Raw genomic sequence first — 26,170 nt, forward strand, 5'->3', positions numbered from 1 at the left:
CCGCTCTCCTCCTATTCAGGCTTATTCGTCTCACCATTCGCCGAACCAGAATTCCGCCGTAATAATTCATTCAGCAGCGTCTCACCCTCACCTGTCGGACGAGCAACTGGCATAGATTCATGCGCAGTTGTTGACAAGCCCGCATCGTCTGTACTACCAGCGTGCTGCATCTGAATCCGCGTTTGCACAGCCTGGCTGTAAAACTGTTCGAGCGGACTCTCAAGTGGAGCCAAAGAGAGGATCGCCACGCCCGCATTGATCAAAAGCTGCAATACCTCGGTCTGCAATTGGGGCGTATTCTGCCGAATCTGGATGATGCGCGGCTCACAGGTGATCCCCATACTGAGCGTCTGAAGCTGGGTACGTAATTCTGGCTCCAGCCGATCTACCTCGATCATCACGTTACTGCTCGGAATTCGCAGATCATGCACCCACGCTTCAGCAGCAATCTGGCCCCGCGCCAATACCCCGACCCGATCACACAAGTATTCGATCTCGTGCAGGTAGTGGGTACACAAAAAGACCGTATGGCCACGGTCACGCAGGCTGGCCAGCAGATCAAGTACCGCCCGTTGACCAACCGGATCAAGGCCACTGGTTGGCTCGTCAATCAGCAACAGGTTGGGATCACCCAGCAGCGCCTGTGCCACCCCCAACCGCTGGAGCATCCCCTTGGAGAAGGTGCTCAACATACGGTTGGCATCGGCTTCAAGATCAACCAAAATGATCAACTCATCGAGTCGGTTGCTTAATGCACTCCCATACAGCCCGTTCATTTCGCCCATAAAGCGTAGATATTCACGCGCTGTGTAGCGGGTGTGGTAGCGCTGCCGTTCGGGGATATAGCCAATCTGCGCCCGCATCCGTTCGAGATTGCTACTCCCCAAGACTCGTACATGCCCAGCAGTGGGCTTGAGAAAGCCCAGCAGCAGGTGGAGCAGCGTTGATTTACCCGCCCCGTTTGGCCCCAGTAATCCGTACACCTCGCCTGCCTCAACACGCAAGCTCAGTCCACGCAACACTTCGTGGTGGCCATACGACTTGGAGAGATCGTCAATCTCAATCACCACGTCGTTCTCTCTGCTCACGAGCTACTCCATGTCTTCAAGGCAAGCGACGGCACCGATCAGGCCGCAAGCACCAACAACAGCGCCACGCACGCTGCCCCCGCGAGTGGGGCCGCATAGGCCCAGCCAATCCGCAGGCTAGTAGCCAACGGTAAACGTGGTAGCCGCCCCGCAAATCGCCGTAGGATCATCGCGACTACCACAAAGGCCGCCAGAATCTGGATGAGTGCCAGCCAAGGCGGTACAATCCCCGTCGGCAGCACAGCCAAGAGCATGATTGCCAAGAGGGCGGCACTGGCCACATCGCGCGCTAGGGTACTGAGGTGGCGCAACGCTAGGGGTAGGCCAGCATCAAGCCCCGATCCATTCAGGCTGACCTCGTCGTCAAATGGCCCCCAGCCCACTGCAAGCGGGAAGCCCACCACCGCCGTTGCCAGAGCCAACAGGTGAGTGGGAAGGGCCGCCAAGCTCCAGGTGTCATGAACAGTGAGCGCACTGCCCAGTGCGAGCCAGAGGAATGTGCGCCCAAAGACCCCGATCTGCGCCCGTCGCGCTGCGGCGCGCACCACTTTGGGAACGCCCGCCCCTAGTGCCGAGGCGAGTGGCAGCAGAAAGGCGATCTCCATAGCCGCCCAACTCCACACCCACCCATGGATCGCCCGCGCTGGGTGGTAGGGCCATGGGAAGCCCGCTAACCCCACCCCCGCCGCAACCATCCCCACGAGACACGCCAGACCCTCCCGCGAACGCAGCGCTTCACCGAGATGCATGCTCCCCGCCGCTCCTCCCAGCACGCGCCGGTAGAGCATCCCCAAGCCTATTGCGAACAGCAAGCCGGGGTAGGCCAACCCCGCGACAAGAACCAGGATACGATCCATCTTCGCCTGCCTCCTGCCTATAACGCCCGAATAAAGGCCAACTCGCGGATAACCCCATCAATATTGGCCAATAACGGACCCGGATAGAGGCCAATCGCTAAACAGATCAAGACCAGGGTTATCGTCAACGCGGCAGCACTGGTTGGCTCTGGGGCCAAGCGCCGTGGCGCTGGCCGATCCAGTTCGGTCTCGCCTAGCATCAATGGCTCAGGCGCCGCCTCATCCTCGCCGGGGCCGAGCAACCGCTCCTGCGCCATCCGCGCTAACGCCAACCCCGCCAACAGTGTCGCGCCCAACAAGACCAACAATTCGACCCAACTCTGCTCGGCGGCGGCTTGATAGATCAGCAGCCGACTCATCGCCCCACCCAAGGGCGGCATCCCGATCAATGCCAAGCCACCCGCCAGAAACCCCGCCCCCGCCACCGGCCAGCGCCGAAGCAGATCGCGCCGCACCACCCCCGGCGGACGCCCATCGGGGCGCTCAAGCAACGCCAAACTGACCAGTAATAGCACGACCGCCAGGGTCTGGTTTAAGGCTCCAAACACCGCCCCGGCCAGCCCCAGGCTCGATACCGAGGCCAAACCATAAAAGACCATCCCGCCATCGTAGAGGATGAGATAGGCCATACTGCGCCGCAGCGAGTCGCCGCCCAATGCCATCCCCGCCCCCAGCACGGCGCTGAACAATGCCCCCATCCGCAACACCATCAGCGGGCCTTCATTCTCGACCAGGAGCGTTGGGAAGCTCTGAAAGACCAGCAACAACACCAGCATACTGCTCGTATTGAGTAGCGTTACCACGATCACCACCACCAACAGCGAGGCATGCTCCATCAGATCAACCAACCAGGCGTGGAAGGGGATGAGCGCCATCCGCAGCGCAAAGCTCACCGCTAGCAACGCCAAAATGAAGCGCACCAGCGAAATCCGCCCCGGTAGCTCGCCGGGGCGGAAGATGTCGGTCAGCACAAACGCGATATACATCAGGATGGCCGCAAGCACCATCAACACCATATACTTCAGCGCCGCCGCAATCGTGCGTGTCCCCACCAGACTCCCCGTATCCACCGGGAGATCCACAATCGCCAACACCGCACTCAGCCCAGTCAGGCCGAGCAGTAGGGTGGTTAGGAAGGTGTTCTGCAAGAGCAGTACCGCACACACCTCGCTCAGCAGCAGCAAGACGGCGGGAATAAAGTTTTCACCATGGGGTAAGTGCCATGCCGCCACAAAGGCAAAGCCACTAATCGCCAAAAAGAGCAGCATGAACATCCGGTTGAGCGAACTGAGCATCATAGTGATCCCCAGAAAGCGCGTCGGATCATCGAGCGGGATCTGGGTCGCCACCAGCATCAGTGTGATCACCGTGCCCAAGCCGACAAAGATCACCTGACCACTATTCTTCCGTAACACAAAGGTACTTAGTGCCATTGTGATCGGAAAAAAGATGAGCAAAAGGTAGAGCATATCTATACGCTAGCGCTTGTAGAGTTCATTCAAATCAAGGGTCTTGAGCCGCCCATAGAGCAGGCCACTCAGATAGGCGATGGCCAACGCCAACAGAATGTGCAGGTGGCTCAGCAAGGCCATCGGGAAGATATTCAATCCACTCGCGTTAGGCGTACTGACCACAATCGTATAGAGCACATCCACACCACTCGCACACAGCAACAGCCCCAAGCCGATCTTGAGCAGATCACTCGCTGTGGCGATGGTAAAGACTCCCGTGAGCAGCAGCCAGTACCACGCAAAATCGGCGGCTGGGGTAGGCGCAATCGCATAGACCCACGGTAGCGTGGCACTCGCAAAGAGCGCCAACACCCCGGCCCAAAACGGCACCACATAATCACTCAGATGGAACGGATCGGTAGCGCGTTGGCGCTGAGCAGCGCGAGCAGCACGGCGCAACTCCGATAAACCAAACTCATCCAGCGCCTCAAGACCATAGTCCCGCGAGAAGGTGAGCGCCGTAATCGCCAGGATCGCCGTCACCGCAACCCCCGTGATCACCTTCACGGCAACCAACGTCCCGATTTGAGCCAAGACGCTCGCGTTGGCCAACACCGACTGTTGTTCAAACATAAAGAGCGCACGGATGATATAGTTGAGCAGCAGCGCAGTGATCGTCAGACGCCAATCACGAAAGAGCAGCACCACGGCTGCCGTCACCCCTAGCCCAATCAGGAACCAGTTTATATCCATAGCTTATTGTGCCATCAACAGCATGACGGTGAGCAACGCCATCAGAACCCCCAACAGGTAATAGCGCTGTTCAAAGACCGACATGACCATCTGGAGCAGGCGACTTGCCGCCAGCATCCCATTCCACAGCCATCCAAATAGCGCATCAGTACGCCCGAACCAAGCGAAGGGACGCAGACTCTGCGCCAACCCGTCAGCCGCGAGTTGTACCGGTGCCTCTTCAGGATCACACACAATGTCACGTACCACAGGTAAACGCATGAACAACCATACCCCGCCCGCGATCAACAGGCCGATCACCAAGGTTGCCACCTGAACAGTGACACTGATCGGCAAGCTCTCAGGGGCAGCGGGAAGCAGGTGTAACCATGCTTGCCACGCCACTTGGGGGGCCAAGCCAAAGATCAGCAGTGGGAGCAACACCACCATCCCCGACAGCGGATCAAAGCGCCCGGAGGCCGGCGGACGGCTGCGCAGGCCAGGAGCGGGCCAGAAACGCGCCAGGGGCAGCAGCAGGGCCAGACCTAACAAGGCATGCCCCACCACCACCAGCGGCATCGCCCACGCCGCCTGCGCCAACAATGCCTCGAAGAGCCACGAACGTCCCCAGAACCCCCACAGAGGAGGGAGGCCCACCGCTGCCAAGGAAGCCCCGATCCAGAGCGTGCCACTCCACTTTAAGCGCGGCCCCGGCTCCGTCTCCGCAAAGGTGTCGCTGCCCGTATTACGTTCGAGATCGACCACCGCCGCCGCCGCCGCAATCGTGGCCAGCATCAGGTTGAGCAGCAACGCCGGGCCAGCCAACGTGGCGAATGGGCCACTCAGGCCCGCCGCGATCACCACGAGGCTGGCTTGGGTACTACTCACCCAACCCAGCAATGGGTGTAAGCGCCGTTCACCATATGCCGCCGCTGCGCTTGCGATGCTGCCCAACGCCCCCACACCGACCATCGTCATCGCCCAACTAGTAGGCAGATTGGGCAGCGCATCAACCAAGCGCAATAGATAGCCCAGGCCCAACATGGGGAACAGGAGGCCATAGATCAACGCCCCCAGCGGAGCCGGGGCCGTTACCGCCTCGTCACGCGCCATGCCCAACGGGGCCACTCCAGTGATCGCCAGTACCGCCAAGAGGATCGCTAAAGCCAGACCAGGGGCCGGGAGTTCACCATCCGCCAGTGCCGCCCGTGCGCCCAGCAGCGCACCCAGCAATAGCCCACTCGCCAGCAAGCCCAGCGCCAACCCACGGGGCAAGCCATTCGGCTCCACCACTGTCCCGGTTGAACGCAACGCAGCATAGCTAGACATCACCACCACCGCCCAGGCCAAGGGGGTAAACATCGAGAAGGGCGGAGCCGCTTGCACCAACAGGGTCGCCGCCGTTGCCAAACTGGCCCAGCCAAAGATGCCGCCAAAGTCGCGCACCTTGGGCGCAATCGCCGCCGCTAATGCCGCCAATGCCAACCCCGCCCCCCATAGCAGCGCCACGACCAACGCGACGTATCCGGCTGGCACCTGCCCCGCTACCTCGAAGGTGGCCGAACCAACCTGATAGGTCGGGAAGACCAGATCGGGTAAGGCGGTCGGGAAGAGGAACATCAAGAGGCCGCTCAGACCCAAGAGTGCCGCTACCCCCAAGCCGAGTTGGCGGGTGGGCACCAAACGGCTCAGCCCGACACAGGCCGCCGCGACGATCAGTAATAGAATGACGACGATAACTAGCATAGGTCTTTCAGATCTCTTGCGCTACGCATCACGTAACGCCTGACACGCACTGCACGGGTCAGTGGAAAGCGCAATCAGCAGCGCATCATCGGGAGCCGCCTGGAGCAGAAGGGTGCGCGCCAAGAGGCGATCAAACTGCGGAGCCACTTCGACCCAGTAGTTCAGTTCGCCCTTGGCATCTCCCTCCACCCGGTAGCGCAACGCCCCGCGTGGGGCTTCGACTGTCGCCTCGGCCTGCGCCACCGGCAGGCTGTTGGGAAGTTCAACCATCACCGCCCCATCAGGCAGATTGTCGAGCGCTCGGTCACTCAGTTTCAGGCTCTCCAACACTTCGAGCAACAAGAGCACCAAGCGCGAGTAGACATCGCCACTCGCCTGCACAATCATCTGGGGCGCAAGCGCCGCATACGCCCCATAGGGCGCATCCAGACGCACATCGGTCTTCAGCCCCGAAGCCCGCGCCAACGGGCCACTCAGGCGAAATTGCGCCGCTGCGGTCTCACTCAGGCTACCCACCGCCACCGTGCGCGCCAGAATCAGGCGCTGATCAATCACCCGATCCGTCAGCCGGAAGATCGCGTCACTCAATCCAGCCATCAGGCTGCGCAGATCAGCACAATCGGCCGCCGTCGGGTCGCGCCGGATGCCCCCCGGTACCACCAGAACCCCCTCGGCGACGTTGCCTACCAACTGCGCTAAGCCCTGGCTCAGGCGTGTTCGTAACTCGGCCAGGGTTGCGGCGGTGGTGGCAATGCCCATGAGTGCGAAGATCGCTTCCAGAGTCGTCAGGTGTGAGATGGCACGCTCACATTCGGCAGCCACGAGGCGTACCCGTGAGGCGCGTAAGGGCAGACTGACTCCCAAGAGCGACTCGACAGCCAGCGCAAAAGCAAGACTGTGGGCTTGGCTACAGGTGGGGCAACTCTGGGCCACCTCCTGAATCGGAGAGAGCTTGCTCACGGAACGTGAACGGAGGGGCAGATCGAGCCGATATTCAACATCGGTAATCTGCTCAGCCACCACCTTCAATACGAGCCGTTGCGGGCCACGCCATGCCGCTACAGCCGGTTCAAGCGACAAAATATATGTCACGCATATCTCCACAAGGAAGTAGGAAGCCACAAGCAAGGGGTATCAGAACCCGTAGCATTCATATGAGGAACCAGAATCCTGCCACCTACCCGCTGGCTTTCGCTTCTCAACGCCAATTATACCATACCACCCGCCGCAAAACCTGTGGTACCATGCATGGGCAAGGGCCACGCTGTGGCCTCTCAATCTGATGAAAGGGATTCCCATGTCCGCCGGAGTGGCCTATACTCTCACTCTGCGCTGCGAAATCCAGAACCAGCCCGGAATGCTCGGTCGTATCACCACCATTATTGGTGACCACGGCGGCGATATTGGGGCCGTTGATATTGTTCGCGCTGAACGCAATTGCGTGGTGCGCGATATTACTGTGCGGGTTCAGGATGAAAACCATGGCGAACGCCTGGTGGGCGCGATCAACACCACCCCTGGGGTGCGTGTCATTCGGGTGAGCGACCGTGTTCTGCTCGCCCATATCGGCGGGAAACTGGCGGTGCAGAGTCGGGTGCCGCTGAAGACCCGTGATGATCTCTCGATTGCCTATACCCCCGGTGTCGCACGTGTCTGTAAGGCTATCGGTGATGATCTCAGCAAAGCGTTCACCTATACCTGGAAGCGCAATAGCGTGGCGGTGGTGAGCGATGGCAGCGCCATCTTGGGCCTCGGCAATCTTGGCCCCGAAGCCGCAATGCCAGTGATGGAGGGCAAGGCCATTCTCTTCAAGGAACTGGCCGATATTGATGCCGTCCCGATCTGTCTACGTTCACAGAACCCTGACATTATTATTCAGACGGTCGAACAGCTCACCCCCAGTTTCGGCGGGATTAACCTGGAAGATATTGCCTCTCCAAGCTGCTTCATCGTCGAGGGTCGCCTGCACGAGAGCCTCGATATTCCAGTCATGCACGACGATCAGCACGGGACGGCGGTAGTGGTGCTGGCCGCCCTGCGCAACGCGCTACGGATTGTCGGCAAGCCAATCAAAGATGTACGTGCGGTCGTCAATGGGGTCGGCGCTGCCGGTACCGCGATCATCCGCGCCCTACTCGAAGCCGGAATCGGTGATGTCACCCCGGTTGATCGCTATGGGATCATCCTTAGTGGCGATGACGCCCGCCAGACACCCATGCAGCGCATCATCGCCTCGCAGACCAACCGCGACCGCCGCAGCGGCGATCTGGCTACCGCAATGGCTGGGGCCGATGTCTTTATCGGGGTCTCCCAGGGCAATATCCTCACCCCTGAGATGGTGCAAAGTATGGATCACGACCCGATCATCTTCGCGTTAGCCAACCCCACCCCCGAAGGTGATCCCGATATGTTGCGCCACTATGCGCGCGTCGTCGCTACCGGTCGCTCCGATCAGCCCAACCAGATCAATAACGTGCTCTGCTTCCCCGGTATCTTCCGGGGTGCCCTCGATGTCCACGCCACCAAGATGACCTCCGGCATGCGCCTAGCTGCCGCCGAAGCCCTCGCCTCCGTCATCCCTCCCGATGAGGTGAACGAGGAGTATATCATCCCCAGTGTCTTCAACCGCCACGTCGTCCCCATGATTGCCCACGCTGTGGCCCAGACCGCGATTGATGAGGGGGTGGCCCGCCGCACCCACATTCCGACCAATTCGTGATATAGGATGGGGTGGACGTAACGTAGAGACGCAAAATCTTGCGTCTCTACTAGATTTTGCGTCTCTACCTACCCGACTGCTTCGCTAACGCCTGCCACTTCTCAATCGCCATCCCCTGGCCCCGAACCTGAATCGTGTTGGCCGGAATATCCCGGTAGACCACCTCGCCCGCCGAGATCACTGCGCCCTTGCCAATCCGCACTCCCGGCATGATCGTCGCCCGCGCCCCGATCCATGCCCCATCCTCGATCACCACCGGGAAGGAGTCATACTCCCCGGCGCGCCCCGTCTCCGGGCCAACCGCGTGGGTGCCGGTCATGATCATAACCTCTGGGCCAATCCCGACCCCGTTTCCAATCGTGATGCTCTGGCTAAGATCCAGGTGGCAGTTGATATTGATCCACGAGTGTTCACCAATCGTGAGCCGCTGCGTGATCTTGCCGCGCCCATAGATACGGGGCATGCCATAGAAGCCCGCTGTATGTCCGATCTTAAAGCCAAGTCCGCGCAGAACCGCAGCGCGCACTTGGCCAAAAGTGAAGCGCGGGATCGGTGCTAATACCATACGGGCCAGGATCACTCTGGGCTGGATCTGCGAGAATTGATCATGCAGATAGTGCGCCATTCGCTGCGCCCACGAGGGATCAGCAACCTTGTTACCACGCTCCTGCTCAGTAAGCACATTCAGTGAGCTTTCCACGGCATGCCCCCTTTTAACGTAGTGCCAACAGTATCCTTACCATCAGTTAAGTGTCGCCAAAAAGGCGATCAGCTTGCCCGCCACCACCCGCTGCCCCACGTCATTCAGATGGCCCCCATCATCCGTATAGGCACGCACCAGACACGGTACGGTCTCGCCACTCACCTTCATCGTGCATGTCGTACCATCAGCCGCCGTGGCCTCAACGGCAGCCAGATCAAAGAGCGCCCCGCTCTCGGCATAGCTCGCCCGCAGCAATTCATTGAACTGGTGACGCTTGGTGTTGGCGTTCACCTCCTGATTACGCCCCAACATGCCCTTGAGGAACCCCTTTGCGCCCTGATCAGGAGCCATCAGCGGCGTCGTGACATAGACAAACGTCGTGTCGGGGTAGTCACGTTGCAAAGCATCCATCGTCGCCTGGTAGGTCTTGAAGAGTTGCTCAACATCGGTCTGCTGATCAAAATCAACGTAGCAGAACTTGAAGAAGGCGATCTCAACCTGATCCCCTAGCCCCTCACGGATGAGACGGTCAAAGTCGGTCAGTTTGGCGAGCGGATCATAGTTCTGGCCCACCTCGGTATGCACGAAGGCTGCCGCCTGATCGTCCGTGCGCTCCGTCGGCGTCGTGATCGCCATGGTCACATCGGGGTGCTGTTGCAAGATCGCCTCGACCCCCGTTATGATGTTCCAGCCCACCGACTGATGGCCAAAGAAGATCCGCTGCCCCGCCACACGCTGGAGATCCATCACTGCTACCTCTTGCGGCACCAGCGGCTGCCCACCACATCCAGCCAGAATGAGCAACGCCAGCCCGATCAACACCATCATTCGCCACATCAGCCCATCTCCCGTCATCTAGCCTACTGGTATCCGCTGCTCAATATAGGCACTCAGACGCGCAATCGAATTGAAGTTCTCTGGCAACATATCCTCCGCCGGAACCTCCAAGCCAAAGGTCTCGGAGATGAAAAAGACCATCTCGATTACACCGGTCGAGTCGATAATTCCACTATCCAACAACGCGGTATCATCGGTCAGATCAACACTGGTGTCACCAAACAGACAGTTCTCAACCACAAATTCGCGGATGCGCTCATTGATCTCCACAATAGTCCTCCTTTATTGATGATGAGGTCGCAACGGGTGCGGTAGAGACGCAAGCGGTAGAGACGCAAGCGGTAGAGACGCAAGATTTTGCGTCTCTACCGCACCATGATCGGCTTGGCACGCAGATACTCGGTTGAACGATTCTTCTGGGCCAAATCTCGATACACATGCTCCACCTGCTGCGGGCTGATCTGAAGCGCCACCGCTACATCCACCGCCGGAATGTCATGATCCAGGCCATACCAAATCAGATCCATCTGCTCAAAGGGCAGCCGAAAATAGAATTCTTCCTGGCTGCACTCGGCACTATACGTATCGGTCGTGGGGGTGCGATCAATAATCTCCTGCGTCACCCCTAGATAGTCGGCCAATTGGTAGATCTGGGTCTTGTAGAGGTGCTGGATGGGCTGAATATCGGCCCCACCATCGCCATACTTGACGAAGAAGCCCTGGGCATGTTCGTTGCGGTTGGCGGTACCGATCACCGCGTAGTTACGCTGCTCGGCGTGGTAGTAGAGCATCAGCATCCGCGAACGCTGCTTCATGTTCGAGGCGGCCACAATCTGGAGGTAGGCCGCTACCGGTAGCACCCGCCGTCGCTCAACCCCATCAGCCCCGGTCAGGCTGAGCGAGTAGACGTTCAGGCTCCCACGCTCCAACAGATCGCCCGGCAATACCAATTTGATCTTGTCCACTGCGGGGTTGTAGTCCGAGAAGACCGAACGCACCGCCTCATCTTGACGCGCATAGCAACTCAGCCCCGCCAAGCCCGCCGTCAGATCCTCCTTGATCGCCGTCACCCCATACTTCTCCGCCAGTTGCAGCGCATACTGCTCACTCACCGGGCTGGACGCCTTCTCCGGCATCATCACCGCCAACACCCGCTCGGCCCCAAACGCCCGCACCGCCAAGCCCAACACCGTCGCCGAGTCAATCCCGCCACTCAAACCCACCACCGCCCCACGGCGGCGGAAATCCTGCTGAATCACTTGACGCATCACCGTTACAATATGGTTGGTCTCGGCCTCAACATCGAGTTGTAGGACGTGGGTTCCAAACTGCATGGTTACTACTCCTTTATACCGAATAAAATGTTCACACTGCGCCTGGAAGTTATTATGTTGACGCAAAGACGCAAAGACGCAAAGTGTTCAACAACATGACCAATCACAACCTTTGCGACTTCGCGCCTTTGCGTCAAAAAGGGGCTTCGCTCAAGAGCGTTTACCCCAAACGGGTCATCCGCAGATCGCGCCGCCGCGTCGCCATCTGGTGATCCCAATCAGCAATGAACATGTGGTGGATCAGTTGTGTTGTTAGTACCCCAATGAAGGCCATTTGATCCACCTCACTGAAAGCGGGCGATTTCTGGGCCTTCGCGACCAACAGGCGTACCGCTTGGGGCGCGAAGATACCACTGGCGCGGATCTGTGGGTCACTCAACAACTCCTGGGCATAGTCGGGCAGCGCACGCCCGTTAAAGACGCTGCGGATGGGGGCGCGGTAGGGCTGTTTGAGCCGCCCGACGATCTCGTCCGGCGCAATGCCCTGCGCCGCCCGGCGCAGAATGTACTTCTCGCCCCGCAAGCCGCGCAGCTTCCAACGCGCCGGGATACGGTTGCTCAATGCCACCATATGTTGATCAAGGAAGGGGTGTCGGCACTCCACCGCATGCGCCATGCCCACCCGATCCCCCTGCGAAGCAAGCAGATAGGCCGAGAGGAAGGTCGTGATCTCGGTATACTGCGCCCGCGCCAGTGGTTCCCACTGCATCATCTCGCGTGGCAACTGCACCGCAATCGTATCCACAACGTGGTAATCGGCCAAGCTCGCCACCAGATCCGGCGCGAAGAGGCGGTGGGTACGGCGCGTGTTCTGCCAACGCAACATGTGGCTGTAGTAGGGCAGATCGGTCTCAGTCAGATGCTGGCCAAAGAAGGGCCGCAGCATCTCCGGCGAGAGCGATTGCAGATCGCGAATATGCTCATAGATGCGGCTCAAGAGCAGCGGGCGCAAACGTGAATCGGGCTGACGCGCCCAAAAACGGCGCACCAGCGTCTCCTTGAAGATGTCGTAGCCACCAAAAAACTCATCGGCCCCTTCCCCAGAGAGCATCACCTTCAGCCCATGCTGATGTACGAGTTGCGAGAGCAGGTACATCGCCACCGGCGTGAGCCGCAACAACGGCACCTCGGTATGCCAGAGCACATCGGGCAGGGTGGCACGGATACGCTCGGCATCACACTCGATCACATGGTGCAGCGTCCCCAACTGCTCGGCCACCTGAAACTGATAACTGCGCTCATCATAGGCATCATCGTGGAAGGCCACCGAGAAGGTATGCAGTTGGTGCGGCAACTGCGCCTGTGCAATGCTCGAAATCAGGGTCGAATCAAGCCCACCACTCAGATACGCCCCCACCGGCACATCGGCGCGCAGCCGTAGCCGCGTGGCCTGCTGCAAGGTAGCGCGGATCTCCTCCACATACTCCTCAGGCGTGCGCGACTCGATCTCATCGGCGGCGGGAAAGCGCAGGTGCCAGTAGGCGTGCTGGCGTAATTCGGCGCTACCGGGGTGCGCAAAGAGCACGTGGCCCGGTAGCACCTCGCGCACCCCCGCCATGATGCTGCCCCCCGGTAAGGGCGACCAGAGCGTAAAGACTTGGGCCATACCGTGGGCATCCAACTGGCGCGGTACACCCGCCGCAAAGAGCGCCTTGATCTCCGAGGCAAACAGGAACTGCCCCTGGTAGGTGGTGTAGAAGAGCGGGCGTACCCCCAGACGATCCCGCCCCAGCATCAGCCGCTGCTGACGCGCATCCCAGAGGGCCACCGCAAACTGGCCATTCAGCGCCTCAATCGCCTGCCAGCCCTGCTCCTCGTACAGATGCACCAGCACCTCGGTATCCGAATCGGTACGAAACTGGTGGCCCCGCTCGCGCAGGCCGTCGCGCAGTTCAACATAGTTAAAGAACTCGCCATTACAGATCGCCCAGATCGTACCATCTTCGTTAGGAATAGGCTGGAGTCCATTACCCACGCCCACAATACTCAGGCGTGCGTGCGCCAACCCCACCCGATCATCAGCATAGAACCCCGCCTCCTCCGGGCCACGGTGGGTGAGCATCGTGAGCATAGCATGCAGATCGGGCAGTGGCGTTCCCCGTGCCGCAGTGAGGTTCAAGGCTCCCGCGATCCCACACATCCGCAACCTCCTTCATACCGGCTTTGACGCAAAGACGCCAAGGCGCAAAGTCTTATTGAGCCCTATCACCTTTGCGTCCTTGCACCTTAGCGTCAACATGCGGCTGCTGTTTCCTCCAAGTATGACCAGTCACCCTTACATGCTCACTCCATCTCGCGCAACGCCGTCTTCAAGATCTTACCCTGCTGATTCATCGGCATCTGATCGAGTACCCGCACCTCACGCGGCACCATGTAGCGCGGCAGATTGCGCCGACACTGATCCAAGATGGCCTCAGTAGGCAAATCTGCCCCCGGCTGGAGGGTGACAAAGAGCCGGATCAACTCGCCCAACAGCGGATCGGGCACCCCAATCGCTGCCGCCGCGACCACCTGCGGCAAGGCCATCGCACACGCCTCGATCTCATAACTACTCACCCGATGACCGAGCGACTTGATGAAATCCTTCTGACGATCAACGATGAAAATGAAGCCTTCTGCATCCACCGTGGCCATATCACCGGTGTGGAGCGCCCCATCAATAAAACTGAGCGCGGTCGCCTCCGGCTCATCTAGGTACCCCGCCGTGATGTTGGCCCCCCGCGCCACGATCTGCCCCACCTCACCCGGACGCACATCCTCGCCCGCCGCGTTCAGCACCCGTAATTCCACCCCTGGCAAGCCGCGCCCAATCGAGCCGAGTTTACTGTGCAACAGATCGGCGGGCAGACACGAGAGCCGTGCGGTAGCCTCGGTCTGTCCGTACATCACAAAGATGCGCGCCGCTGGGCGAAGGCTGGCCAATTCGGCGACCAGAACCGGCTGAAGTTTGCCGCCCGCTTGCTGAAAGGTGCGTAAACTCGCTAAGCTGCGCCGTGGAAAAGTAGAGTTGCGTAACAACATTTGGTAGATCGAAGGCACCCCCGCAAAGCTCGTACACTGATGGAATTCAATCTCATTCAGCACCACTTCGATCAAGATGGTGTTACTCGCTAACACAAGGCTCGCACCCATCCGCAAATGGGTATGCAAGAGCGACGTACCAAAGCAGTAGTGAAAGGGTAAGACCACCATTATGCGATCATCATAAACAATGTTTAATGATGCAATAATCGAATTTGTATTCGCTTGTATGTTACCGTGAGTGACACAAACCGCACGCGCTTGTGCGGTTGTCCCCGATGTCAACATGAGCGCCGCCAGATCGTGAGGAGCACAGGCGACACTCGCGGGCCAGGGTGGCCCCGCATGCACCGCAGCATCGATCAGAGTTGGGGTGAGCACCGGGAGATCCGCAAAGACCGCCCGTACCGGCGGGCTGAGGTGCGCCTCAAGGCCACATACCACCCGACACTGCACCCGTTGCTGCATCACCCGCAGTTGGGGCGGGCGCACCGCAGGCGAAAAAGGCACCGCAACTGCCCCCAGTTTGAGCGTTGCCAAATACGCAACCACCCAAAACCACGAGTTGGCCCCAAAAATTCCCACCCGATCTTGCACCCCTATTCCATGCATCTGTAACACATTTGCCATTACATCTACTAGTATATGTAGTTGAGCATAGGTATACGTCCGATCCCCATCAATCAGCGCGGTGCGCTGATCATCCCTATGCTCCAGCAGGTAGTCGGCAGTGTTCATCGGTGTTGGCTTTGTTGTGGTTAATAATGGTGAAAATATGAAATTTAATTCACTGAAGGTACACTATCATAGTACCAAGAAATATCATTGTCAATAGACAAAAATTGTTATCTGAGAATGAAAAATATCTCACCTAAAGATGTTTTTTTTCACAAGAAATACAAAACAAAAAAAGTGAAGGCTGCCCCTCACAGGCAGCCTTCACTTTTTTGGGTTCCTAGGCAGCTTCAATACGTCTCACAACCACATTGGCGGATGGCACCAGCGGCTCTGATGGATACCGTTTCTCTTGCGGTTGTCGCCCGACCATCATCCATCTGATAACTGAACCTTGTTGGGGGAAGGTACGTGCCGCATACTTAAGCTGTTTATGCGAAGCAAATGGGGCTTCATACGACCCACGCATAGGGTTCATCTCTGGGCTGCTATACCAGCGACGCGGTTTCATGCGACAACTCCACAACACAACGGTGGTACTCGATCAACACTTATATGGGGAAAACACTACGTATCACCGTCGTATTCTCTTATCAAGGCGACAATAGGCAGGGGGACTATTCCCCCTGCCTATTATAAAGGAGCACTATTATAGCTTTGCTATTAGTCAATGTCAATAGGGTTGAATAGCTTAATCAGGGCATGTGCAAAGTCACCTCCGGTGGGGAGACGAGTGTGGCACAGCCGCTCATTCACATGAACGTTAGGGCTACCGCCCTAAAAACGATGCTTCAGACCCTCTTTTTCTCTGATGTTGGCGGCTTCGCCGCCAACATCAGAGAAAAAAGTTCTTCGGGGGCAGCGAAACCTCCCCGAACCCCCACCGGAGGTGACCTAATTCCTACTTCCCCCGATTCCGATTGCGCAGGAAGGGCGGAATGTCCAGATCATCGCTGCTGCTGTAGTTGGACGCCGGACGCGCCGGAGGGGGCGTTGACTGCGCAGGTGGCTGCGGTGCCGCTGGCTGCGCCGGGCGCGTCGGCTGCGCGGTCAGCCCTGTCGCATGGCCCGTGCTCGTCGCCTGGGTCGGGTACGAGCGCATCCGCTTGATATTCACGTTATCACCGGGGCGCGAGATGTCGAACCCGGTGGCGATCAGTGTTACCTTCACCTCGCCGGGCGGGTAGGTCGGGTCAATCACCGCCCCCACGATGATGTTAGCATCCGGATCAACCTGCTTGGCCACAATATCGGCAGCCTCGTACACCTCCAAAATACCCAGATCCTCGCCGCCGGTGACATTGAAGAGGACGCCTCGCGCTCCGTCAATACTCACCTCCAGCAAGGGGCTGGCAATCGCCTGGTTCACCGCATCTACCATGCGGCTATCGCCGCTGCCCATACCAATCGCCATCAGCGCCGAGCCCTGCTGGGCCATAATCGTCTTTACGTCTGCAAAGTCTACATTGATCAGACCGCGCTGAGTGATCAGGTCGGAGATGCCCTGAATACCCTGGCGCAATACGTTATCAGCCATCTGGAAAGCTTGGGTAAAGGTTGTATTTTTGCTGGCTGTCTGGAGCAGGCGGTCGTTGGGAATGACGATCAGGGTGTCTACCACCGGACGCAACTGCTCAATGCCCTGCTCGGCCATCTTGCGGCGATGGTTGCCCTCAAAGGTGAAGGGCCGCGTCACCACACCCACCGTCAGTGCGCCCAGATCGTGCGCCACCCCGGCAATGATCGGCGAGGCACCCGTGCCCGTACCACCACCCATGCCCGCCGCCACGAAGACCATGTCCGCACCCTTGAGCTGCTCGTACACGTCCTCCTGGTTCTCCTCAGCCGCCTTCTGCCCGATCACCGGGTTGCCGCCACTCCCCAACCCACGTGTCAGTTTGTCACCAATGCGGATACGAACCGGGGCGAGCGAGTGCATCAGCGCCTGGACATCGGTGTTCACGGTGATGAACTCCACGCCCTGCACACCGTCAGCGATCATACGATCAACTGCGTTGCTCCCACCGCCCCCGACACCAACCACCTTGATCTGGGCGAAGTCCTCGTAGCTGAAATTATTGTTGCGCTCCACCATATCCGTCCTCCTGCGTGATGACAAACGATAAACGACGAACGACATACGACGTACCCGCGACCGTTGGTCGCCCGCCGTCAGTCAAGGTCAGGGTAAGAACTCCCGCATCCAGCCCTTGAACCGTTCATAGACATTCCCCCAACCTTGACGCTCTTCCGAGCGGTGAGTCGGGCCTAGCATCGAGAGGCCATGGCGCGCTCCCCAGCGCAACAACCCTACTCCCGTAGCATAGGATGGACTGTCGAGCGAATCGGCTAACCCCGTGAGGTCACTCGGTATACCGATCCGCACTGGCATCCCTAGCATCTCGCGCACCAATTCGTCAAAGCCGCTTAGTTGGGCTGCCCCGCCGGTAAGTACGATCCCCGCCGGTAACATCCCTTCGTAGCCGCTGCGCTTGATTTCATTATAGATTAACTCTACCACCTGCTCGGCCCGCGCTTGAATGATCTCGTTGAGCAGGTGCCGACTAATCTGCTGCTTCTCCCCCACCGTCAGGGTCTCGGCATCAATCAGGTCTGAGGTGTCATCAGGTGCGGGTGGTTCGCCCGCTATCGCTGAACCATACTTGAGTTTGAGGTATTCAGCCGTATTATGCGGTGTATGCAGCACATACACAATATCATTCGTAAAGTGGGTGCCCCCCACTGGTAGAACGCTGGTGTGCCAGACCCCACCCTGAACAAAGATCGCCATGTCGGTGGTGCCGCCACCCATATCCACTAGCATCACCCCACGATCCTTATCCTCAGCGGTTAGTACCGCTTCACCCGAAGCTAAGGGTTGCAACACCAGATCATCAATCTCGACTCCGGCTTTCTGCACGCTCTTGATCAGGTTCTGGATGGCCATCACCTCGCCGGTGACAATGTGTGTCTCGACCTCAAGCCGAAATCCACTCATCCCTATCGGATCGCGGATGCCCTCGTGCCCATCAACCACGTAGGCACGCGGAATGACATGAATGATCTCGCGCTGGGTAGGAATCGCCACCGCCTGCGCCGACTCAACCGCCCGCGCTACATCATTGCGGGTGATCTCGTGGTCGGGACGCTGTACCGCCACAACCCCTCGGCTGTTGAGCGAGGCAATATGCCGCCCGGCAACCCCCACAAACGCGGTGCCAATGCGGTAGCCACTCAGTCGCTCGGCCTTCTCAATACTGGTCGCAATCGCATTCACTGCATCATCAATATTGACCACCACGCCCTTATCGAGCCCTTTGCTGGGCGTTAGGCCAACTCCGAGAATGTTCATACTACCCGCGTCGGAGACCTGGGCGACAATCGTACAGACTTTGGTCGTCCCGACATCAATACCGACAATAGTACGCTGCATTGGCTTCTCTTCCAGTAAGGCGGCAGGTGGCAGGTCGCAGGTCTCTGCCTCCACATGCCTATACAGTGCTCCCAATCCTACTCTCGTCCTGATACCGCTGAGAAATGTTCCTGCATCCCTAGCTTCCGGCAAGCTTCAAGCTTCTTGAAAGCTCATACGGCAAGATCCTGCGCGTATGCTAATTCTGCGGGCTGTTCTGGTAGAACGGGTTGCCTGATCGCAGATCCAGATAGGTGAATGCGGTCTGATCCTTTAAGAGCGTGGCCAAAATAGCCAATTTGCGATCCAAGTTGCGGTTCTGTCCAAAGATAATCGTCTGCCCAATTTCCGAACGCACATAGACCCCTACGCCAAAATCCCAACCGATCTGCGCTGGTGTAAACCCAAGTTCGGCAGGTAGGCGCAATGCTAAGGCGCGGGTCAGGCTGAGCGCATCAGTATCAATCTGATCGCCCGGCTTCAAATCGGGTGTACTTCTATCAATAACCACAAGAACGTCATCTGTCGCGTCCTCTTGCGCAACCGCTAACACTTGCCCGCGTCCATCTACCAAATACTCCACCCCCCCCGCCTGCCAGCGAACCTCAGGTCGCCGCTCCACCACATGGATGCGCGCAAGATTGGGTAAGCCGATCTCTACCTGTACCGACTCAACGTATGGATTGGCGCGTAAACGCGCCTCGCTCTCACTCTGGCTGACAAACCAGATCCGTCGCCCCAACAACCCCGACTCAGCAACCACATCCTCGATATGTAGCGCGTTGTTCCCGATCACCTCAACCTGTAACACACTTAAACGTGGGCTACTAAGTAGATATGCTAACGCCCCTATACAACCCAGAAAGATCAGCAAACTGACTACCCGACCATTGCGCATGCCACTCAGCAGCGCCCGCCATACGTTGGGGCGCACCTGTGAGCCGCCTGGCCCCGCCAAACGACCCTGACGAGCCATCCGTCGTGCTGCGATCCGCTGACGTGTATTGGGTGAGTTATATTCCATATCTTCGTGGCTACCAAGTGGGCACCAGTAGGGGCAAAGCATCGCCCTCCATACCAGTTTGTATTCCCCAGAAACCATAGAGGGCGATACTTCGCCCCTACTTCCGTTCCAACGCCAGACCAATCAGCCGATCAAGCAGGGTTGCATAATCCAACCCACTCGCTGCCCACATCTTCGCATACATGCTGATAGGAGTAAAACCGGGCATGGTGTTGACTTCGTTGAGCCAGAGTTGTCCGTTCTCTTTGTCGAAGAGAAAATCAACCCGCGCTAAACCCGCACCGTCAAGCGCCTGAAAGGCCCGTAGTGCAAAAGTACGCACCTGCTCGGTCACTTCCGCATCAATCGGGGCGGGGATGTGAATCATTGACTGTCCACCAATATATTTTGCATGATAATCATACCACTCGCCAGATGGAACGACTTCTCCCGGAACACTCACTTCTGGCTCATCATTCCCTAAAACACTGATCTCGATCTCACGAGCGGCGATCCCCTGCTCCACCACGATCCGCCGATCATAACGGGCGGCTTCGGCCAATGCCGCCGCTAACCCGGCCCGATCTTTGGCTTTGCTGACACCAACACTGCTGCCCATATTGGCCGGTTTCACAAACACCGGGTAGGTGAGCGCGGCCTCAATCTGATCGTAGGTCGCTTCGGGATTCTGCTGCCACTCGTGGCGCCGCACCAGCAACCAGGGTAAGAGCGGTAGCCCCGCCGCTGCGAACGCGGCCTTCATCAGTGCTTTGTCCATCCCCACCGCGCTTGCCGCCACCCCACAGCCAACGTAGGGCACCCCCGCCAACTCCAATAAGCCTTGCACGGTGCCATCTTCGCCCTGCGGGCCGTGCAATACCGGAAAGACGACCTCCACCCCCGGCGGCAGGAGCCGCGCTACGCTCAACTGCCCCGCGCCGCCGGTGTGCGCCACCTCAACCTCGTCAGATTCGAGATCTTCCTGTGGGTAGTGCGCCCCCGCCGGGAGCCGGGTCGGATCTGCCGCCGCCACTAACGTCGCCATCGCTCCCGGCCCCGCCAGCCAGCGCCCATCCTTGCTGATTCCCACCGGCACCACCCGGTAGCGCGTCGGGTCGAGCGCGGCAAGTACCGCCTGCGCCGAAACCAGCGAGACCTCATGCTCTCCGCTCTGCCCACCAAAGAGGACGGCTACCGTGATGCTCATATCACCCTCACTTCAAGTTCTAGTTCGATCCCAAATTTGTTGCGCACCGCCTCGCGGGCGATCTCGATCAGACCTAACACATCACTACTTGTGGCCCCGCCTAGGTTGATGATGTAGTTGGCATGGCGCTGACTGATCTCGGCATCACCCAAGCGCGTTCCCTTCAAGCCTGCCCGATCTATCAACTGGCCCGCACTATAGCCTATCGGGTTCTTGAAGACACTACCACACGTGCGGCCAAAGGGAGCGTTGTTTTTGCGCTCGGCTGCAATCCGCGCCATGGTTGAAGCCAGCACCTTGGGATCACCGCGCCGCATCCGCAGGCTGGCCCCCACAATCAACGGCGGTGGCCCCGCGATCATGTGCGCACCATCTTTCAGTACACTACGCCGGTAGCCAAACTCCATCCGGCTCGCAGGCCACTCTTCTACCTGATCCCCAATCAGTACGCGCACCCCTAGCAGAATGGCTGAGATGTCGCTCCCATACGAGCCTGCATTGCCAAAGATTGCCCCACCTATCGTACCAGGAATGCCCTCTGCCCACTCCAATCCCGCCCAACCTAGGTTGCCCATGCGCCGCGCCAGACTAGCGACGATGGCTCCCGAATCGACCCGCAACACCCCTACATCATCCTGCTCTTCGATCTGCCACTCTTGCGCTACATAGCGCACAATGATGCCCGGAAAGCCTGCATCTTGTATGAGGATGTTGGTGCCACCGCCCATCCAGATCAGATCGAGATCCTGCGCTTTGGCCCAAGCCACAAGAGCCAACGCATCCTCAAGCCGGCTCACCTCGCCATAGTAGCGGACTGACCCGCCGATCCGCCATGAGGTGTGGCGCGCCATTGGTTCGTATTCACGTAATAAAATGGGTGGCTTGGAATGATTCATAGTTCGTTCGTTACTCTGCCTCGCGACCAACCTGCTGCACATGCGCCAAGACGTTCATCCCAACCCGATCCCCATCACCGGCTCCTAGAGTGATCACCAGATCACCCGCTTGAACCAATGCGATTAGCGCGGCACTACTCGCCGCGATATCCCCACTGTAACACGCTGCGACCCCAGCCGCCGCTATCTGTGCGGCCAAACGCTGCGCAACCCCCGCTGCGTCCCCCGTCTCGCGGGCCGCATAGACATCCCCCACCAAGACCAGATCGGCGGTGCGGCATGCCTCTGGCCACTGCGCAAGCAAGCTCTCTGTCCGGCTGAAGGTGTGCGGTTGCAGGTAGGCCACGATGCGCCGCTCTGGGTAGCGCATCCGCGCCGCCGCGAGGGTGGCACCCACCTCACTGGGATGGTGGCCATAGTCGTCTATCACCACCACGCCACCCGCCTCGCCCTTGACCTCAAAGCGCCGCGCACTGCCCCGAAACGTGCTCAAGGCAGCCACAGCACCGCGCAAATCCACCCCCAAGAGTGCCGCCACCGCCAGTGCCGCCAGCGCGTTACGCACGTTGTGAGCACCCGGCAGCGCCAATTCTAACAGCCCCATCCGCCGCTGCCCCATGCGCTGGCGATCAAACCGCCACAGGTCAAAACTCACTCCCCCGCCCGGCACACCCGTCACCCCACTCGCCGTCCAGTCGAACGGAGCCAAGCGGCACGAGATCGGATCGGTGGCGAGCCGCTCTTCGATCCCATACAGCACCGGCTCCAGATCGCCCAAACCCGTCAGGTGCGGGCCATCACTCCCCAACACCAACCGACGTGGGCCGCCCACACCACGCCCAAATGCGCTGAAGGCCGCTTCATACTCCTCGGCACTCGGATAGATGTCGGGGTGATCCCACTCCACATTGGTGATCACCGCCAATGCCGGGCTGAGACTCAAAAAGGCGCGATCATACTCATCGGCCTCGATCACCAGTGGGGCCGCTGGATCACCCCAGGTGGCGTTGCCACCCAGATCGGGAACCTCGGCACCGATCAGGAACCCCGGATTCAACCCCGCCCCACGGAGGGCCACCGCCACCATCGCACTGGTCGTCGTCTTACCGTGGCTGCCCGCCACCGCCACCACCTGGCGCTGCTGCGACCACTCGCGCCACAGGTCATCACGCTTGAGGATCGGCAACCCCAAACCACGCGCCGCCACCAGTTCGGGATGATCGGGCCGCACGGCGGCGGTCGCCAGCACCGCCTCAGCCCCCGCCACATGCGCAGGATCATGGCCGAGCGCAACCCGCGCTCCTCGCGCTACTAACCCCTCGGTCAGTCGGTTACACCCCAAATCCGAACCACTCACCGTGTGGCCCTGATCCAAAAGCAGATGCGCAATCGCGCTCATTCCCGCGCCTGCAATTCCGATAATGTGGTAGTGCATAGGCGATTAACTCTTCTTTGGTGGCTCAGGAACAGTCAGAATACGTGGCATATAGAAGACCAGGATCAACACCAACACCAAGATAAAGACTACAATCAGCGAAGGCACAAACTGGCTCAAATCGGGCAGCGACGAAAGCACCGTCCCCACCGGATACCCCAGCGGCCCCATAATACTCACATACTCATCATAGAAGAGCCCCGCCGCATTTGCCCACAAGAGGGCCGTCAAGGCTCCACTAAAGACACCCAAGACAGGAGCCAATGGTTCGTGTTTGGCCGGACTACCACCATACCACTTCGAGCGCTTGTTGAAAAACCAACTGATCGCCACTAAGGCGATGAAGAAGATAAAGCGGAAAAAGAGCGGCACTTGCAGATCGGTCGTCAACAGCGGATCAAACGCCGCAACCGCCCCTGGATCTTGGCCTGCCGCAAAGGCAACCAGCTTAGGGCTATTCTGCCAAAAACGGTTGATCACCTGCACTATCAGATCCCCGCCCTGCACACAGACCAGATAAGCGGCAATGGTGCCCAACGCCACCGTCAGGATGGCTCGCACCCCACGCATATGCCCAATATAGGCACCGAGCGCCATCAGAATCAGCAGGATGGTCGTACCACTAATGTCTAAGGTAAGCGTGGTCTGGGCCAGAGGTATCAACGTGAGCCATTCGTCGTTCATCTCCCAGCACTCCTTGTTGCCAGACTACGGAACACTGTTGCTAGGTCATTCGCGGCATGCGGACGAGCCAAAGCACGGCTTTGGGTGGCCATCTCTTGGCGCGCAACGGGATCTTCCAACAACCGCACCACCGCCTGGGCCAGTGGCCCCGCCTGCGGGTGCCCGTCACCGAGCATCGCGGCATCCGCCACCTTCACCGCTGCCCCGCGCCGCACCAGATAATCGGCATTCTCGTCCTGATGGACATAGGGGTAAGGCACCAACACCGCCGGGAGTCCTGCCGCTGGCAGTTCGGCGAGGGTCGAGGCTCCACTACGACAGATCGCCAGATCTGCCGCTCCAAGTGCGCTCGTCATCGCCGGAGTGCCCCCCCCAGCCTCCGCCGATCCCGCCTCCAAATAGGGGTACAAGTGATACCTCCCCCGTAATTCAGGACTCAACCCGACCGCCGTCTGCTCCAACCAACCTGCATCGCCCTCGCGCCCACAGACGTGGATGATCTGGCAGCGTTCCAACAGAACGGGTAACAGTTCCTTGATCGCCTGATTTAGGCTACGCGCTCCACGGCTGCCCCCATACACCAACACCACCGGAAGCCGATCATCCAACCCGAACGCCCGCCGACATGCCGCCCGATCCTGTACAAAGAGCTCCGCCCGTACCGGGTAACCCGTCACCACCACCCGCCGCCCACGTGGCATGGTAGGCTGGCCATAAAGATGGGGCAGCGAGTCCTCAACATTCACCGCCGTCAGGGTGGCAATCCGGCTCAAGAGACGTACCGCCAACCCTGGTACCACATCGGGAAGATAGATCATCGTCGGGACACCCAACAACCGCGCCGCCACAAAGAGCGGTACACACACATACCCACCCGTCCCCAAAATTGCCGCCGGTCGCACCTCGCGGATGAGCCGCCGCGCCACCAAACTACCCGTCACCATCGTGGACACGCCCCGTAGCATCTGCACTGGCCCACGCCCACGCAGCGCCGCCGCTGGAAGCCCCCGAAAGGAGAGCCGACTCTCACGCGCCACAATGCCCTCCTCCATACCTCCCACACTCCCCACATAGAGCAGTGGGCGCTCTTCACCAGCGGCGACGAGCGCGGCGGCTACCGCCAACGCTGGATAGACGTGCCCGCCAGTTCCTCCGCCAGAGAGCAAGAGTGTCGAGGAGGTTGGAGTTGGGACGACGACGGATGATCGGGCCATTCGGTGTCTCCTCGACCTGACGCGACGTGATGTGCCGCGAGATGTTCAACAGGATGCCAATACCAACCATGGAGGCCATCAACGAACTACTCCCATACGAAAGAAAGGGCAATGTTAAGCCGGTAAACGGAATGAGCGATGTCGTCACTGCAATATTGATCAACGCCTGAAAACAGATCCAGGTGGTGATCCCCACCGCAACCAACGCCGCAAAGGGGCTAGGTGCCCGCCCAGCGATCTTATAGCCACGATAGGCAATCAGGCCAAATGCCCCCAATACTGCTAAGGTTCCGAATAGCCCCAACTCCTCGCCCACTATCGCAAAGATCGTATCGGTGTAGGCTTGTGGCAACCACTGAAACTTCTGCCGCCCATGACCAAGCCCCATACCAAAGATACCACCACTTCCGAGTGCGTAAAGTGCATGAATCGGTTGAAATCCAAATGTATCGTAGTATTTCCAGGGATCTTTGAAGGCTTCAATCCGATAGTTACGAAAACCCGCCACATTGATCAACAACCAGAAGGCAATCCCACCCAGTCCCGCCGCCCCAATAACGTGCCAGACGTTCGCTCCGGCAGCAAAGTAGACCACCCCGGCGATGACGACCAATACCACTGTGGTGCCCAGATCTGGCTCTAACATCACCAGACCACACACCAACCCCAACATCACCGCAAATGGGATGAGACCATAGGTGACGTTGCCGAGTTTGTCACTGCGCCGCGAAAGCCAATCAGCAAAGTAGACGATGATCGCCAATTTGGTGAACTCGGTCGGCTGGATACTGATCAAACCGAAGACCCCGCCCTGACCAAATCTGATCCACGAGCGCGAGTTGTTCACTTCGGTCATCGAGGCGGGCAGGATCAATACCAGAAAGAGCAGCACCAACGCAATTGCCATTAGATGCACCGAATATCTGCGCCAAAAGCTGTAGTGGATGCGCTGCACCACCAACAATCCCACCATCCCCAACCCCGCCCCGACCATTTGGCGTAACAGGTAGTAGTACTGGTTGCCTTGCAAGGTGAAGGCTTCGACAAAACTGGCACTATAGACCATCACCAAGCCCACAGCCACTAACACCCCTACCGTTGCCAGTAAGACATAGTCGGGCTTATTGGCGCGTTCGGTCATCATCGTTCGGCCTCC

Annotated in this window: 22 protein-coding genes; 1 reads left to right on the top strand and 21 read right to left on the bottom strand. The window is 59.0% G+C overall.

Going from position 1 to position 26,170, the window contains the following annotated elements; genetic code table 11:
- Window positions 1–11: 11 nt before the first annotated feature.
- From EKD03_RS04790 to EKD03_RS04815, 6 genes are read right to left on the bottom strand one after another with little or no spacing between them, the layout of a single operon-like run.
- Window positions 12–1,088, bottom strand: a complete 1,077-nt coding sequence (locus EKD03_RS04790; RefSeq protein ID WP_238613394.1) for an ABC transporter ATP-binding protein — start codon at window positions 1,086–1,088, stop codon at window positions 12–14.
- 38 nt (window positions 1,089–1,126) lie between these two features.
- Window positions 1,127–1,945 carry a hypothetical protein gene (locus EKD03_RS04795; protein WP_129628124.1) on the bottom strand — a complete coding sequence of 273 codons (819 nt, stop codon included), beginning with the start codon at window positions 1,943–1,945 and terminating at the stop codon, window positions 1,127–1,129.
- Between the two features lie 17 nt (window positions 1,946–1,962).
- On the bottom strand, window positions 1,963–3,414 hold the full coding sequence (locus tag EKD03_RS04800; protein WP_129628126.1) for a proton-conducting transporter transmembrane domain-containing protein: 1,452 nt from the start codon (window positions 3,412–3,414) through the stop codon (window positions 1,963–1,965).
- A gap of 9 nt (window positions 3,415–3,423) precedes the next feature.
- Window positions 3,424–4,149, bottom strand: coding sequence for a hypothetical protein (locus EKD03_RS04805; RefSeq protein WP_129628128.1), 726 nt, complete (start codon window positions 4,147–4,149; stop codon window positions 3,424–3,426).
- 3 nt (window positions 4,150–4,152) lie between these two features.
- The gene (locus EKD03_RS04810; protein ID WP_129628131.1) at window positions 4,153–5,874 is read right to left on the bottom strand and encodes a hypothetical protein; all 1,722 of its coding nucleotides are present in this window, start codon (window positions 5,872–5,874) and stop codon (window positions 4,153–4,155) included.
- Window positions 5,875–5,895: 21 nt separating this feature from the next.
- The gene (locus EKD03_RS04815; RefSeq protein ID WP_129628132.1) at window positions 5,896–6,966 is read right to left on the bottom strand and encodes an NADH-quinone oxidoreductase subunit D-related protein; all 1,071 of its coding nucleotides are present in this window, start codon (window positions 6,964–6,966) and stop codon (window positions 5,896–5,898) included.
- Window positions 6,967–7,171: 205 nt separating this feature from the next.
- Between EKD03_RS04815 and EKD03_RS04820 the strand changes: the two genes are divergently transcribed.
- Window positions 7,172–8,593 carry a malic enzyme-like NAD(P)-binding protein gene (locus EKD03_RS04820; protein WP_129628134.1) on the top strand — a complete coding sequence of 474 codons (1,422 nt, stop codon included), beginning with the start codon at window positions 7,172–7,174 and terminating at the stop codon, window positions 8,591–8,593.
- A gap of 64 nt (window positions 8,594–8,657) precedes the next feature.
- On the opposite strand, the gene EKD03_RS04825 is transcribed toward EKD03_RS04820, so the two are convergent.
- The 15 genes from EKD03_RS04825 to ftsW form a co-directional block, all read right to left on the bottom strand.
- A complete protein-coding gene (locus tag EKD03_RS04825) occupies window positions 8,658–9,293 on the bottom strand; it encodes an acyltransferase (protein ID WP_129628136.1) in 636 nt (211 codons plus the stop codon).
- A gap of 42 nt (window positions 9,294–9,335) precedes the next feature.
- Window positions 9,336–10,133 (bottom strand): hypothetical protein, encoded by a 798-nt coding sequence (locus EKD03_RS04830; protein WP_129628138.1) that lies wholly within the window; start codon window positions 10,131–10,133, stop codon window positions 9,336–9,338.
- A gap of 18 nt (window positions 10,134–10,151) precedes the next feature.
- Window positions 10,152–10,403: an acyl carrier protein gene (locus EKD03_RS04835; RefSeq protein WP_161569180.1), complete on the bottom strand. Its 252-nt coding sequence runs from the start codon at window positions 10,401–10,403 to the stop codon at window positions 10,152–10,154.
- Window positions 10,404–10,498: 95 nt separating this feature from the next.
- Window positions 10,499–11,467, bottom strand: a complete 969-nt coding sequence (nadE, locus tag EKD03_RS04840; protein WP_129628142.1) for an NAD(+) synthase — start codon at window positions 11,465–11,467, stop codon at window positions 10,499–10,501.
- A 160-nt stretch (window positions 11,468–11,627) separates the two neighbouring features.
- Window positions 11,628–13,607: an asparagine synthase (glutamine-hydrolyzing) gene (gene asnB / locus EKD03_RS04845; protein WP_129628144.1), complete on the bottom strand. Its 1,980-nt coding sequence runs from the start codon at window positions 13,605–13,607 to the stop codon at window positions 11,628–11,630.
- A gap of 143 nt (window positions 13,608–13,750) precedes the next feature.
- A complete protein-coding gene (locus EKD03_RS04850; protein WP_129628146.1) occupies window positions 13,751–15,226 on the bottom strand; it encodes a class I adenylate-forming enzyme family protein in 1,476 nt (491 codons plus the stop codon).
- A gap of 838 nt (window positions 15,227–16,064) precedes the next feature.
- Complete coding sequence (gene ftsZ / locus EKD03_RS04855; RefSeq protein ID WP_129628148.1) at window positions 16,065–17,258, bottom strand: cell division protein FtsZ; 1,194 nt, start codon at window positions 17,256–17,258, stop codon at window positions 16,065–16,067.
- A gap of 87 nt (window positions 17,259–17,345) precedes the next feature.
- On the bottom strand, window positions 17,346–18,596 hold the full coding sequence (gene ftsA / locus EKD03_RS04860; RefSeq protein WP_129628150.1) for a cell division protein FtsA: 1,251 nt from the start codon (window positions 18,594–18,596) through the stop codon (window positions 17,346–17,348).
- 178 nt (window positions 18,597–18,774) lie between these two features.
- Window positions 18,775–19,641, bottom strand: coding sequence for a cell division protein FtsQ/DivIB (locus EKD03_RS04865; protein ID WP_161569181.1), 867 nt, complete (start codon window positions 19,639–19,641; stop codon window positions 18,775–18,777).
- Window positions 19,642–19,696: 55 nt separating this feature from the next.
- The gene (locus EKD03_RS04870; protein WP_129628154.1) at window positions 19,697–20,785 is read right to left on the bottom strand and encodes a D-alanine--D-alanine ligase family protein; all 1,089 of its coding nucleotides are present in this window, start codon (window positions 20,783–20,785) and stop codon (window positions 19,697–19,699) included.
- Window positions 20,782–21,681 (bottom strand): UDP-N-acetylmuramate dehydrogenase, encoded by a 900-nt coding sequence (murB, locus tag EKD03_RS04875; RefSeq protein WP_129628156.1) that lies wholly within the window; start codon window positions 21,679–21,681, stop codon window positions 20,782–20,784. The genes EKD03_RS04870 and murB overlap by 4 nt, the downstream gene beginning before the upstream one ends.
- Before the next feature lie 10 nt (window positions 21,682–21,691).
- Entirely contained in the window at window positions 21,692–23,116 is a 1,425-nt protein-coding gene (murC, locus tag EKD03_RS04880) for a UDP-N-acetylmuramate--L-alanine ligase (protein WP_129628158.1), read from the bottom strand.
- Between the two features lie 6 nt (window positions 23,117–23,122).
- The gene (locus tag EKD03_RS04885) at window positions 23,123–23,800 is read right to left on the bottom strand and encodes a hypothetical protein (RefSeq protein WP_238613395.1); all 678 of its coding nucleotides are present in this window, start codon (window positions 23,798–23,800) and stop codon (window positions 23,123–23,125) included.
- Window positions 23,797–24,966, bottom strand: a complete 1,170-nt coding sequence (locus EKD03_RS04890) for a UDP-N-acetylglucosamine--N-acetylmuramyl-(pentapeptide) pyrophosphoryl-undecaprenol N-acetylglucosamine transferase (protein ID WP_129628230.1) — start codon at window positions 24,964–24,966, stop codon at window positions 23,797–23,799. The genes EKD03_RS04885 and EKD03_RS04890 overlap by 4 nt, the downstream gene beginning before the upstream one ends.
- The gene (gene ftsW, locus EKD03_RS04895) at window positions 24,890–26,158 is read right to left on the bottom strand and encodes a putative lipid II flippase FtsW (RefSeq protein WP_129628160.1); all 1,269 of its coding nucleotides are present in this window, start codon (window positions 26,156–26,158) and stop codon (window positions 24,890–24,892) included. Before ftsW ends, EKD03_RS04890 begins: the two co-directional genes overlap by 77 nt.
- Between the last annotated feature and the right edge of the window lie 12 nt (window positions 26,159–26,170).

The sequence above is a fragment of the Candidatus Oscillochloris fontis genome, assembly GCF_004138135.1.
GTDB lineage: Bacteria > Chloroflexota > Chloroflexia > Chloroflexales > Chloroflexaceae > Oscillochloris > Oscillochloris fontis.

Bases quoted from the DNA above. Each gene is read 5' to 3' on its own strand.
- EKD03_RS04795 (WP_129628124.1), bottom strand. From the start codon at position 1,945: ATGGATCGTATCCTGGTTCTTGTCGCGGGGTTGGCCTACCCCGGCTTG.
- EKD03_RS04800 (WP_129628126.1), bottom strand. From the start codon at position 3,414: ATGCTCTACCTTTTGCTCATCTTTTTTCCGATCACAATGGCACTAAGT.
- EKD03_RS04805 (WP_129628128.1), bottom strand. From the start codon at position 4,149: ATGGATATAAACTGGTTCCTGATTGGGCTAGGGGTGACGGCAGCCGTG.
- EKD03_RS04810 (WP_129628131.1), bottom strand. From the start codon at position 5,874: ATGCTAGTTATCGTCGTCATTCTATTACTGATCGTCGCGGCGGCCTGT.
- EKD03_RS04820 (WP_129628134.1), top strand. From the start codon at position 7,172: ATGTCCGCCGGAGTGGCCTATACTCTCACTCTGCGCTGCGAAATCCAG.
- EKD03_RS04830 (WP_129628138.1), bottom strand. From the start codon at position 10,133: ATGTGGCGAATGATGGTGTTGATCGGGCTGGCGTTGCTCATTCTGGCT.
- nadE (WP_129628142.1), bottom strand. From the start codon at position 11,467: ATGCAGTTTGGAACCCACGTCCTACAACTCGATGTTGAGGCCGAGACC.
- asnB (WP_129628144.1), bottom strand. From the start codon at position 13,607: ATGTGTGGGATCGCGGGAGCCTTGAACCTCACTGCGGCACGGGGAACG.
- EKD03_RS04850 (WP_129628146.1), bottom strand. From the start codon at position 15,226: ATGAACACTGCCGACTACCTGCTGGAGCATAGGGATGATCAGCGCACC.
- ftsZ (WP_129628148.1), bottom strand. From the start codon at position 17,258: ATGGTGGAGCGCAACAATAATTTCAGCTACGAGGACTTCGCCCAGATC.
- ftsA (WP_129628150.1), bottom strand. From the start codon at position 18,596: ATGCAGCGTACTATTGTCGGTATTGATGTCGGGACGACCAAAGTCTGT.
- EKD03_RS04865 (WP_161569181.1), bottom strand. From the start codon at position 19,641: ATGCTTTGCCCCTACTGGTGCCCACTTGGTAGCCACGAAGATATGGAA.
- EKD03_RS04870 (WP_129628154.1), bottom strand. From the start codon at position 20,785: ATGAGCATCACGGTAGCCGTCCTCTTTGGTGGGCAGAGCGGAGAGCAT.
- murB (WP_129628156.1), bottom strand. From the start codon at position 21,681: ATGAATCATTCCAAGCCACCCATTTTATTACGTGAATACGAACCAATG.
- murC (WP_129628158.1), bottom strand. From the start codon at position 23,116: ATGCACTACCACATTATCGGAATTGCAGGCGCGGGAATGAGCGCGATT.
- EKD03_RS04885 (WP_238613395.1), bottom strand. From the start codon at position 23,800: ATGAACGACGAATGGCTCACGTTGATACCTCTGGCCCAGACCACGCTT.
- ftsW (WP_129628160.1), bottom strand. From the start codon at position 26,158: ATGATGACCGAACGCGCCAATAAGCCCGACTATGTCTTACTGGCAACG.